This is a genomic window from Mycobacterium sp. (assembly GCF_032159565.1).
Taxonomy (GTDB): domain Bacteria; phylum Actinomycetota; class Actinomycetes; order Mycobacteriales; family Mycobacteriaceae; genus Mycobacterium.
In genome coordinates this window covers 1-12026 of the sequence record NZ_JAVHWR010000019.1, presented here as the reverse complement: position 1 = coordinate 12026, position 12026 = coordinate 1, and the positions used below count along the sequence as shown (strand labels likewise).

The following is a 12026-nucleotide window of genomic DNA, read 5'->3' as shown; positions in this document are numbered from 1 at the left end:
TGACGCGGATGAGGCGACCCCAATTGGGCGCTGGGACGAGATGCCGCCAGCGGTCGTGAGTTGGACACGGAGTGTGGCGGGGCGGGGATACCAGTTGTCAACGCCGTGACAGACGATCTGGACCCGGCATTAACGCATGAGTGCTGATGGCAGCTGGGATGTGATGCCGGCAAGGTTGCTGGCCACTGCCGAGGCGGCTCTGGTCATGGAGCCCTTCGCCCACGTACAGCATGGTGTGTCAAACGATGGATTAGTGGGAACGTTGGCGAAACGTGGAAGTGTCGACTGTTTTAAACGCAGCCGCCAGCCTGGGCGCCGCGAGACAACTCGAGTCGGCGCCCGGTGGGCGACTCAACCTCGCTGCCTGCCCGCCGGCCTGATTGCGCTTGCGTTATGAGGTGTTCTGTCGGTCTTGTCTACTGGGCGGCACGGCTTTCCCGGGCGGTGCGACGGCGCTACATATAGGCAACCGCTCACCGGTGTCAAATGTAATATTGCTGTGCTGGCCAGCGGGCGCACTTGGTCTAAAAGCATTAATCGGTTCGGTGACATGACGTTAATCGGTCACCATCACCACACGGCCCGACGAACCACCTGGTCCCAGGTCATGACAAAACGCGTGTCGTTGCGGAGTTGGCACCTATCGCACTGGTCAGTTCCCATTCGGCGGGACCAGAAGGTCTTGCCACTTTTGGTGGTTGGCACCATGAGTGAGGTCAGTCTGCGTGTACTGCTTGCCATCTGGTCCGGTGTAGGTGCCGGTGTTGGGGTCATATTCGACAATGGCGATTGGCGGTGGCGCTGGGGACGCGGCCGGAGGTGTTTCTGGCAGAGGCTGGGGGATGGGCTGGCCGGACAGTGTCGCGTTGGGATCGCCTTTCCAGTTATTGCCGTCGTTCAACGGTACGTACCGTTCGTCGCTCTCGCACATCTGGACTGTGGGGGCCCTCTTACCCGGTCGCGTCATGCACGGAATGTTGCGGGCACCGCGAACATTAAGCGATGAATCCTGGGGTACTCGGCAGTACAGCATGCCGGCCGGGCGTTCGGGATAGTCCACGTCGCTCGGAGGGCGCATCTGCTGAGCCGGCAGAAACCCGGTGGTGCATGGCGGAGGCAGGTTGGCGTTCAGATTGAGCGACAGGTAAATCCCTTTGTGATCTGTGTTGCGGTCGGCGACTAGAGGCGCTTGCATTTCTTCTACATTTTTTGGGAGTAGCACGAGGAGTTGCTCAAGACTCGGTTGGTATGTGATGGCCACCTGCTCGAGGCTGACCAAGTTGGCCAGCACAACCGGTAATGTTGGCTGCAGCCTGTCCAGCAGGTTGCGCACTTCGTCCCCGGCGGCGGGGCCATTGTTCAGTAGTCCGTTCAAGGCCGGGTTCTGGTCCCGCAGCTGGCTGGTTACCTGAGCAAGGTTGGCGGCCCAGGCTTGAATCGAGTCGGAAGTGTCAGTCTGAGTGTCCAGGATGGGTTTCGATTGATCAATCACCGTGGTGATCGCACTCAGATTGGCGCGTGCGTCAGCGGCCAGTGTCGTTGTCCCGTCAACGATTCTCTTGAGCTCAGGTCCGAGACCCCCCACTGCGGTGTAGGCCTCGTCGACCGCCGTATTCAAGTCATCGTGTGGAATGGCCTGAAGGCCGCTGTTGGTGTCGGCCAGCACTGCGTTGATGTCGGGAGGCAACGCCGTGCGGTCGACCGGAATGACGTCGCCGTTCTTCAGCGAAGGTCCGTCACCGCTGCGTGGGTTGAGTTCTAGAGATAGTTCGCCGACCGCGGTTTGGCTGCGCACCTGAGCGACGAGGTCGGCCGGAATTTTGGTGTCGGAATTTAGGGAGAGGACAGCCTCAACTCCGTTGGGGCTCAACCGGACGTCCTGAACGCGGCCTACCGCGACTCCGCGGTAGGTGACGTTGCCGTTTCTATATAAGCCACCAGATGCGATCAGGTTTACGGTGACCTCGTAATGCCCGATGCCGAAGAACACCGAAGGCAGATCTAGGTATTTGAAGGCCATGGTGCCACCAGCGATTAGCGTGACGATCGTAAAGAATGTCAACTGCAGTTTGACTTGCCGGCTCAGGTACACGTCACGGTCCCTGGTCGTAACGGTAGGGGGCGATCAACGGGTTGCCAAGCGTGTAGGGGCTGGGTAGTTGGCCGATAGTGCGTCCCCACTGCATTTCCAACTTCGTAAGATTGCCTTCGAACCTGGTACCGGTTAAGAAGGACGAGTCGAGTCGGCTGAGTGTCAGGTCGACGATGAGGCTGATGTTGGCGTAGTCACCGCGGAACCATTTTGTCAGTGTGTCCTTGGTGAATGGGAATGTTGGGAGAAAGTTCAGCGAACGAGTCAACGATCTGCCTGCGTCGGCCAGCGATTGCAGCACGGGCCCAAGGTCTTTGAGTTCCTGAACGAGCGCATCCTTGGTCTGTTGGACCGAATCTTCAGCAAGAGCGCTCAACTTGCCAAGCTGATCAATCGCCTCGATAAGGTTGTCTTGTTCGCGACTGAGGATGGCCAGCGCGTCAGGAATGGTGCGCAGCCCTTCATCGATCACGGGTTTTTGCTCGGCGAATTGACCGACCAGTCTATTGAAACTGTCGGTGGCCCCGATGATTTCGCTGGTTTGGTCATTGAGCTGGCTGACGAAATTGTCTATTTGAGACAGCAGGCTGCGCAGGTCACCCTCACGGCCGGCGAACGCCGTGCTGAGCGCTTCAGTGATGTCCTGGATCTGGCCGAGCCCACCATTATTGAGCAGAAGTGAAGCCGCGGCCAGCGTCTGCTCAGTGGACGGGTAAGCCTTGCCCGACGACAGAGGCAGCACCGACCCCTGATGAAGCTTGCCTCGGGACATGCCATCGGACGGCGGCGCCAGCTCGATGTGCAGCGAGCCCAGGAGGCTCGTCTGGCCGAGGGTCGCGGTCGAGTTGGCGGGCAGGCTGATGTCACCATTGAGTCTGATCGTCACCAGTGCATGCCAGTCTTGGCGTTCGATCCTGGTGATGGTGCCGACGTCGACATCGCCGACCCGGACGCGCTGGTTGGGCTGTAGGTTGCTAACCTCGGGCATCTGCGCCTGGATTGTGAACGCTCCGGGGCCACCGCCCGCACTTCCCGGCAACGGCAAGCTATTGAGGCCCCTCCACCCGCAGCCCGAAAGTAGCGTGACCGCCACCGCGCCGACCAGCACGACGGCGGTCATTCGTCGGGATGCCGGTCGCATCACGATCCTGCGCCCGGCACAACCATGATGCCTGGCAGGCCCGCGGCCGGATCTGTTTGGTGCGGCTGTGCCGACTCGGCTGCCAGCGGCGCCTCGGGGGGAAGCGCTGAGAGGCCAGCCGGCGCGGGGGGCGCGGCTGGCGGCGTTGGTTGCTGCGGAACGTAGTCGGGTCGCATCCAATCCTCGCTGTAGGTGAGTTCATTGGGCCGCGCATTTGCCCCGACGAAGGGATTGAACCCCAATGGAGGGAAGTTATACTGCCGGTTCTTGACGATCGGAGCGAGGTACTGCACGCACAATTTCGCGGATTGTTCCGCGCCCAAACGGGAGGCGGCTTGTATCGCGCCGCACAGGAAGGTGATGGGGTTAGCGAAGTTGTTGAGAACGGGCGCCCCACTGAGCGTGCCCTGCGCGGGCTGGTAAATGTTGGTGGCGTTAGCTGCGAGTGTCGGCAGGACATGCAGCAGTTGCTTGACGTCATCGAGGCTCTGGGTCAGCGCGGCTGACACCGATGCCAGCTTGTCTGAGGTTGTGCCGAGTGCTTCGCGGTTGTCGGTGACAAAGCTTGTTACTTCGCTCACCACATCGTTGAGGTCTTTGACTGCGGTCGCCACCTCGCCGGGGTCGTCTGCAAGCAAACCCGTCACCGATGCCAGGTTCCCGTTCAGCTGTCTGAGCAGGTCGGTGCTGTCCTGCAGTGCTGAGACCAGAACCGACAAGTTCTTGACAGTGCTGAAGATGTCGTCGCTATGGTCGCCGAGTGTCGAAATGGCTTGTGAAAGCTTGATTATGGTGTCGCGGATGGCGGCACCTTGCCCGCGTAGGTTATCTGCGGTGGTGTGGATGAACGAGCCTAGAGTGCTCACCCCACCGGCTTTGGTGGGTTGCAGCGTATTGGCAAGCCGCTGCAGCTGGAGGCGCACGTCGTCCCATTCCACTGGCACAGCGGTGCGCTGCTTTGAGATGACCGCGTTGCTTTGAAGCGTAGGTCCATCGCGGTAGGGCGGGGTCAGCTGGATCGCTCGCGCAGTCACTAGCGTCGGGGACAGGATCACCGCCTTCGCGTCGGCGGGGACCTTGTATTTGCTGTCAAACCAGAACGTGATCTCAACCTGTGTGGGTTGAGCTTCGATTTTTCCGATCTTGCCGACGGGAACGCCGCGAATCCGCACGTCATCGCCGGGAAATAATCCGATGCTGTTGTCGAAGTACGCGGTTACCTCGATGCGGTCGGTTCGCTCGCCTGACCAAACGAGGAAATATCCGGCGCCGGCAGCGATGAAGACGAGCACAATGGCCATGGCAATCCTGGCGTTGCGCACACTGATCATTGCCCGGCGCCTTCTGCGGGTGGGGTTGTGGGGGCTAGTTCGCCGGGCGTTGGAACGAGCACCGCGCTGGGGTTCGGCGGAGTCGACGCGTTCGGATCGGGGGCTTGCTGCACCGGCGGCCCCGGTGGCGGGCCGCCCGGCGCGGGTGCTGGCAGCGGCTCTCGATACGGATAGCGCGGGTCCCCAGGGTTTCCCGTGATCGCCTCGGGCAGCGAAAGGTTCGGCTCGCCCCCCTGGCCGGTACGAGGGTAGGGAACGGGCAGTGCCGGTGTACCCGGCTGGCCGGTCGGAGGATCGATGCGCTGCGACGGCAGCAGTACATTGGGGTCTAACCCCAAGTCGGAAAATGCCGCGTCGACGAAGGGCTGAAGGAACTGGCCCGGGAGGAGATTCGCCACGTAGACCTTGAAGAAGGGGCCTCCAGATAGCGATTCACCAAGGCTCAACGCATACGAGTTCAGACCCTTGATGGACTGTTGAATCTGGTCTTTACGGTTGTCGACGGTCGCCAGTACGCCGTTCAGCTTGTCCAGCGCCGGTTTAAGCGTCGTCCGGTTGTCAGAAATGAATCCGTGAAGCTGCTGAGCCAGCGCTGAGACATTGCCCGAAATGTTATCTAGCGCGGCGCTTTGACTTTGCAGTGCGGCCAGCACGGCATTGGTGTCGTGAAGCAGCTGGACGATTTCATCGGTGCGCTCCGCCAGAACTGTGGTTGCTTTACTGGCGTTCGACAGTAGGTTGCGCAACTCGGCGTCGCGCCGATCGATCGTCTGGGAGAAGCGGGCGACGCCATCGACTGCAACCCTGAGTTGCGGCGGCGTGTCCTGCAGGGTGTCAGACAAGGTTTGCAGTGCGTCGGACAGCTGAGTCGTGTTGAGTCCGCTGATGGTCGCAGTGAGGTCACCGAGCGCATCAGGGAGCTGAAATGGCGAGGTGGTCCGCTCGACCGGGATGGCGGCACTCAAGTGTCCCGAACCGCGAGGAGTCACTTCGAAAACCTTGGTTCCGAGTAGGCTTTTCGACTTGATCGACGCCTCGGTGCGCTCGCCCAACCGGATGTTGTCGGCCACTGTGAAAGTGATGAGCACCCCCCGGGGAGTCAGCGAGATGTCTTTTACCTGGCCGCTCCGCAAACCCGACACCTGCACCGGTGCACCCGTAGACAGATCACCCACCTCTTCGAAGTACGCCGAGTAGGTGCTGCCACTCGAAATGAACGGCAACTTGCTGTAATTCAGCGCCCCCACCGTGGTGGCACCGACCACGGCAAGCGAAATAGCACCGACGATGATCGGGTTGCGTTCCCGAAATGATTTCATTTGGGAGTACACCTGCCCGAGTCTTGGCCGACTAACTTGACATAGACCGGTTGGCCGCCCTTGCCGTTGACTTTCAGCGAGATGTCGCACAAGTAGAAATTAAAGAAGTCGCCGGTCAGTGCCTGGCGGCCCAGCACGCGGTACGCGTCGGGCAGGGTATTGAGGAAATCGTCGAAGTAATCATGATCGGCCAGTACGACGGCGGCAGTGCGGTCGGCCTCTCGGACGGTTTTCTGTAGCGCTGGGCGAGCTTGGGCCAGCAAGTCAGCGATGGTGGCAGCGCCCGCGTTCGCGGACGCCACGGCGCCGCTGATGTCCTGGCTGCGGCCTTGGAGCCCGTGGACCAGGTGCGAGAGCGAGTCCACCGCCACGCCGAGCTTGTCGCTGCCAAGACCAAGGGAGCCCAGCACAGTGTTCGCGTTGATCACGACCTGTCCGATGAGCGCGTCGCGGTCGGCTAGTGTGTTCGTCAGGGCCGCAGCCTGTTCCAGGATCGATCCGATGGTGGGGCCTTGGCCCTGGAAACCCGCAATGAGTTGGCCGGTCAGCTTGTTAACCTGATCTGGATCCAAGCCCCGAAGCAGCGGTCGGAATCCGCCGATCAAAGCGTCCAGGTCAAGTGCGGGCGCGGTGCGCTCGAGCGGAAGCGTTGCCCCGGGCGGCAGGGGCATGGTAACCCCTGGGCCTTGTTCCAACGCCAGGTAGCGGCCGCCGATGAGGTCGTTATAGCGGATTACAGCTCGGCTGCCCCCGGTTAGTACCACCGAATCATCTACGCTGAATTTCACCAGCGCCGAAGCATCATCACTGATGGTGATGCCCTTGATCTTGCCAACCTCGACGCCGGCGATGCGAACGAAATTTCCATTTTCGAGGCCGCTCACCGTGCTAAAGATGGCGTTGTACGTCTTGCCCTGATCAAACCGCACCTGCGCATAAATGGTGATCAGTGCGGCAGCGCCGAGCACACATACGGACAGGAATGCCGCGAGCCGCCATAGGAGCCCAGTTAGGTTACGCCGCAAGGCAATCACCTCTCGCGAGTGTCGTTTGGGTAGGGTCGTTCTGATGGTCGAGGTGTCAGGGTGGCGCTGGCGCGCCCGGATCTGTCGACGCAGCAGCTGACTGGTTTGATGCGGGCGTCTCGGAGGATGGAGGAGGCGCTGGCACCCCCGGGTAGAGCGGGGCTCCGTCGGGCCCATATTGCGGTGCGCCGTATGGCGGGGCGCCGGGGTAGGGGATCGGGCCGGGTGCGGGTCCGCCGGGATAGCGGATGCTCGGCGGCTCGGGCACTGCGCGGGTCACTGGCAAATAGTTCGCGTATCCGGGGAAGCCGATGCCCGGGTTCGGCCGCATATCCAGGCCGGTGCCGAAACCTGTGTCCGTTACGAGATAGCGTACGGGCCAGTTTTGGGCAACGTCGGGCAGCGACCCGCACCCAGGTTTGCCCCCGGGTCCGCCCTTGGCGGCCACGATTGGCAGATTGTCTGGATAGCGATACGGGTCATCAGCCAATAGCACCGTGGCGTCCATGACGACCGACTTGCCGTTGGAACCGCCATACACCGGGGACAGCTCGGCGCCAGTCCTATCGGCGCCAACGAGAAGACAGGTGAGCTCGGGGTTGTACTTCATCAACAAACTCGTTGTGGGTTCCAGCAGGTTGATTGTTTTGACGAAATTCTCCTTGTTTGGGCGTACGAGCTCGATCCCGCGTCGGGAAAGGCCAGCAACGCTCACCAGTAGCTTGTCCAACTGTGCAGCTTGCGCCGTTACCGTGGCGGCCGTGGTACTGGCCGCCGCTACGGTGTCGATGATGTTTTGTGCCGCGTCGCTGTAGGTGTCACTGACGTTCGCAAGAGCCTGAAAGTCCGCGCGCAAGGTGTCAGTGCGCGAGTTGAGTGCCAGGAGAACGTCATTGGACTCGGTAATGGACTGACCAATCTGCTCTCCTTTACCTCGTACCCCACCGGCTAGCGCAGAGAGCACAGCGTTGAGCTTGTACGGGTCGACCTGCTTTATCAGGTCCACCAAGTTCTGGAACACTGTGTTGACTTCGATGGCGACGTTTTCTGATTTCAGGACGGCCCCTGCCGATAGCCGCTGGGGACTCGGATCCGTTGGTGGAATCAGATCGACGTATTTCGCGCCGAAAAGCGATGTGGCGTTGATGCGGGCCTTGACGTTCGCGGGGATGTTCTCGATCTGGCCGGGATCGATGTCGAGCTCAAGAGTCGCCGAGTCGGCGGTGCTTGCGACTGTCTCGACCCGGCCGATCTGCACCCCGCGCATCTTGACCTTGGCGTAGGGCTCCATTACCAATCCGGAACGATCCGCAGTTAACGTCACCGCCACACCTGGGCTGAAGGACCGATTGAACGCGCCCAGACTCAACGCGGTAGCGCCGAACACGCCGAGGACCAACAGGAGGGCCCACCAACTAGGGTCGATCCGCGGGAGGCGTGGTCGCTTTTGCATCGGGCTATCCCGCGAAGTTGAAGTTGCCGGTTTGACCGTAGAGCGCCAGCGTGACGAGCATGATGACGAACGCCGAAACGATCAGTGAGGCACGCGTGGCTCGCCCCACCGCTTCGCCGACGCCTGCAGGACCGCCGCTGGCGGTGAATCCGTAATAGGTGTGGACCAGCATTATGGACGTCACCTGGGCCAGCGTGACGATGAACGACCGCACCGCATCGGCGGGAATGAAAAACGTGCTGAAGTAGTGCCCGTAGACGCCACTGGACTGCCCGTAGAGGGCGGTGGTCACGAACTGACCGGACGTATATCCCAGCAGCAGGGCTACGCAGAATAGTGGGACAGCAACAATCACACCGGCGGCTACGCGGGTCGACGCCAGGTAGGCAATGGACCGGATGCCCATGACTTCAAGCGCATCGATTTCCTCGTTGATCCGCATCGCGCCGAGCTGCGCGGTGGTGCCCGCACCGATCGTCGCGGCGAATGCGAAGGCTGCGGTACCCGGCGTCACCAGGCGCGTGCTTGCGAACGCCGAAACGAATCCGGTCACCGCGTCCACTCCGACTTCAGAAAGCTGGTTGTAGCCTTGGCTGGACAACACGCCGCTGGTGGACATGGTCAGAAATGCCATCACAGCGACGGTGCCTCCGATCACCGCGAGTGATCCGGTCCCAGCACTCATTCCTGCGATCTGGCGAAGTAGCTCGGCTCGGTAGTGGATAACGACGTCGGCGATTGAGCCGAGCACCTTGCCGTAGAACCGCGTCTGCTCACCGAGGCGTCGCCACTCCGCCCTAGCAGTGCCCAGCATCCGTATTGCCGCCACGGGGACACGTTGGTGGGCGAGGGTGCTGGCGCTCACTTCGTCACCTCGAATCCGATGGCGGTGATGACAAGGTTGACCATGAACAGCAAGACGAAGGAGTACACGACGGTCTGGTTGACCGCATTGCCCACGCCGGCGGGTCCCCCGCTGACTGTCGTCCCCTGGTAAACGGCGATCAGCCCCGCCGCTAGGCCGAAGACGGTTGCCTTGACCAATGACACCAACACGTCCGACAGGTCAGTGAGCAGCGTCATGCCCGCGACAAATGCGCCGGGGGTGACGTGTTGAAAGTACACACCGAACAGGAAGCCGCCGACGAGGCCCGTCATCGTCACCACGGAGGAGATCATCAACGAAACGAGCGTGACTGCGAGGACTCTGGGCGCTAGAACTGTGCGTACGGGGTCGATGCCCATGACGCGCAGGGCGTCAATCTCCTCACGAATCGTCCGCGCTCCTAGGTCGGCGCATACGGCGGTGGCGCCCGATCCGGCGACGACCAGAACGGTCACGAAGGGCCCAATCTGGTTGACCGCACTGATTGAGGCGCCCGTGCCGGATAGGTCGCCGGCGCCGAATTCAATCAGCAGCACGTTGAAGGTGAAGACCGACAGGACCACAAACGGGATCGCTAGAACGATCGACGGTAAAAATGACACGCGCGCCACGAACCACGTCTGTTCGAGGAATTCACGCCACGCGAAAGGCCATTTGACCATTGCGACGAAAATGTCGAGTGCCGTCGCGGAGAAGTCACCTAAGGCGCGCACCGGCGCTAGTGCCGGCCTTTCATACCCGACCATCAGCCACCTCGGCGTCGCCTGATCCCGTGTCGACGAAAATATTGTCCCCGTCGATGACGACCGGAAATGTTGCTACCGGCTCAGTTGGTGGGGGTGCCACCGGCGCACCGCTTCGCACATCGAACCGGCCTAAGTGCCACGGACACTCGACCTCGCACCCCACTAGCACGCCCTCGCTAAGAGTCTCGGCTTCATGCGAGCATCGATCCTCGATGGCGAAGATGGTGCCGTCGTCAAGCCGCGCGAGGCACAAAGCGCGACCAGCTACCTCGATCCGGCGCATCTCGCCAATGCTTAGCTCATCAAGTACGGCAACTCGCCGTAACGTCGTCCGATCGGGCGTCTCCGGCGATGATGCGCCCGAACCCGATGAGGTTAGGTCCGCCACAAGTCATGGCTCCCGGAACTTGCCGGACGGTCTACAGATATGTGTCCACCGGTGCCGACCGCTACCACAAAAGGGTTAACGCTCAGGCGGGCTTTTCTCGCGGCGGGGTGAGAACGTACCGGCGCTGTCAGTGGGCCTCCTGTTAGGCCCCGCTGCCCAACCGTTTCCCGCACCATGCGGCATATTCAATACTTCACCGGAGTCGTATGTCAACCTTTATGATGACAGCATCGACGTACGGAGGGCTCTCCGTCCCAAAGCCCCCGGCCGCGGGGAGCCCGCATGACTGGCCTGTGCTCGAGGACTGGCCACTTTCTAAGGAGGAAACAGTGGGTAGGTTGATGGGCAAGACCGCAGTCATCTCCGGGGTGGCAAGCGGCATCGGGGCGCTCGCTTGGCGGAGGTTTTGCGAGGAGGGCGCGTCGGTCGTCGGCATCGACATCAACGAGTCAGCGGGCAAGCAGCTGGCCGACGAGCTTCGTGCGAATGGACACGATGGCGAATTCTTCACCGCCGATGTGACGTCCAAGGAAGCAATAGACAGTCTTGCGGCGTTGATCCGAGATCGGTTTGGTGGCTTGGACGTCCTTTACAACAACGCTGGGATCAACCTCGCGAGACCACTATTGGAAACGACCGAGGCAGAGTGGGACAACGTACACAACGTGGATCTCAAGAGCGCGTTTCTCATGATGAAGGCTTTCGCGCCACTTATGCAGGACCGCCCGGCCTCGATCATCAATACCGCGTCGATGGGCGGCCTTGTTGCGTACGACAACATGGCGGCCTACTGCGCGGCGAAGGGTGGGCTCATCATGCTGACCAAGGCCGCTGCGCTCGAGTTGGCACCGGCGGTCAGGGTTAACGTCATCTGTCCCACCCTCATTGACACACCAATGTCCCGACGGTTCGTCGGAGACCTACCCTTGGAGTTTGACCACGTGTGGAAGGCGTTCGAGGGCGGTCATCCGCTGGGTCGAATAGGTAAGCCAGAGGACATCGTTCCGCTCGCTGTGTACCTCGCAAGTGACGAGTCGCTCATGATGACAGGTGTCGCCCTTCCCGTGGACGGAGGCTGGTCAATCCGGTGAGGAAGTAACCCTCATCGCGTTCAGCGATGAGGACGACAGGGTCGAGGCGAAACCGCGCTCCCGCGGCGTGATTCGTTCACGGTGGCATCGACCCTCAGTGGAACCGACGCCCAGCCCCACGGCACATTGTTCGACGTCCGACCAGGCACCCCTGGCGCGGTGCAGGGCCTCGATTTCGTCTACAAGCCGGCGCACAACCCCGACACCAATAGGGTGTGCGGTCACCCGAGCGAATAAGCTGAACGACGGAATCGAACCGCAGCGCCTCATCGAAATCCGATCTCGCAAGCGACGGATCGCCGAAATGGCCCACTGCGCCGGATTCGATGCGAGCGCCTGGAGTCGTTGCCGATGCCATAGGGCGTTGTCGCAAACTAATACGTTGATCTATTTTGTGATTGTCGCCTCGGGGATCGCGCGAGCCGTATGGTCGCCGGCGCTTGACTAGGTGCGAGCGACGCGCAATGTGGACTGCGGGAACAGCTCTTCGACGGTCAATCGCCGCGGTACCAAGCCCTGTTCGTGCATATACCTGAGGAACGCCTCGATGACAT

General features: G+C 61.2%; 10 protein-coding genes. 1 reads left to right on the top strand and 9 read right to left on the bottom strand.

The window, feature by feature from the left end; all coding sequences use genetic code 11:
- Window positions 1–652: 652 nt before the first annotated feature.
- The 9 genes from QOC76_RS02370 to QOC76_RS02330 are packed head-to-tail and all read right to left on the bottom strand — an operon-like array spanning window position 653 to window position 10381.
- Entirely contained in the window at window positions 653–2092 is a 1440-nt protein-coding gene (locus tag QOC76_RS02370) for an MCE family protein (RefSeq protein WP_526353770.1), read from the bottom strand.
- A 1-nt stretch (window position 2093) separates the two neighbouring features.
- Window positions 2094–3212 carry an MCE family protein gene (locus tag QOC76_RS02365; protein ID WP_526353768.1) on the bottom strand — a complete coding sequence of 373 codons (1119 nt, stop codon included), beginning with the start codon at window positions 3210–3212 and terminating at the stop codon, window positions 2094–2096.
- Between the two features lie 20 nt (window positions 3213–3232).
- Complete coding sequence (locus QOC76_RS02360; protein WP_526353766.1) at window positions 3233–4564, bottom strand: MCE family protein; 1332 nt, start codon at window positions 4562–4564, stop codon at window positions 3233–3235.
- Window positions 4561–5883, bottom strand: coding sequence for an MCE family protein (locus QOC76_RS02355; protein ID WP_526353764.1), 1323 nt, complete (start codon window positions 5881–5883; stop codon window positions 4561–4563). The genes QOC76_RS02360 and QOC76_RS02355 overlap by 4 nt, the downstream gene beginning before the upstream one ends.
- Window positions 5880–6908, bottom strand: a complete 1029-nt coding sequence (locus QOC76_RS02350; RefSeq protein WP_526353815.1) for an MCE family protein — start codon at window positions 6906–6908, stop codon at window positions 5880–5882. The genes QOC76_RS02355 and QOC76_RS02350 overlap by 4 nt, the downstream gene beginning before the upstream one ends.
- Before the next feature lie 55 nt (window positions 6909–6963).
- Window positions 6964–8361, bottom strand: a complete 1398-nt coding sequence (locus QOC76_RS02345; RefSeq protein ID WP_526353762.1) for an MCE family protein — start codon at window positions 8359–8361, stop codon at window positions 6964–6966.
- 4 nt (window positions 8362–8365) lie between these two features.
- Window positions 8366–9226, bottom strand: coding sequence for an MlaE family ABC transporter permease (locus QOC76_RS02340; RefSeq protein ID WP_526353760.1), 861 nt, complete (start codon window positions 9224–9226; stop codon window positions 8366–8368).
- Window positions 9223–9993, bottom strand: coding sequence for an MlaE family ABC transporter permease (locus QOC76_RS02335; protein ID WP_526353758.1), 771 nt, complete (start codon window positions 9991–9993; stop codon window positions 9223–9225). The genes QOC76_RS02340 and QOC76_RS02335 overlap by 4 nt, the downstream gene beginning before the upstream one ends.
- The gene (locus QOC76_RS02330) at window positions 9980–10381 is read right to left on the bottom strand and encodes a non-heme iron oxygenase ferredoxin subunit (protein ID WP_526353756.1); all 402 of its coding nucleotides are present in this window, start codon (window positions 10379–10381) and stop codon (window positions 9980–9982) included. Before QOC76_RS02330 ends, QOC76_RS02335 begins: the two co-directional genes overlap by 14 nt.
- 221 nt (window positions 10382–10602) lie before the next feature.
- On the opposite strand from QOC76_RS02330, the gene QOC76_RS02325 reads away from it, so the two are divergent.
- A complete protein-coding gene (locus QOC76_RS02325; RefSeq protein WP_526353754.1) occupies window positions 10603–11472 on the top strand; it encodes an SDR family NAD(P)-dependent oxidoreductase in 870 nt (289 codons plus the stop codon).
- Window positions 11473–12026 lie beyond the last annotated feature (554 nt).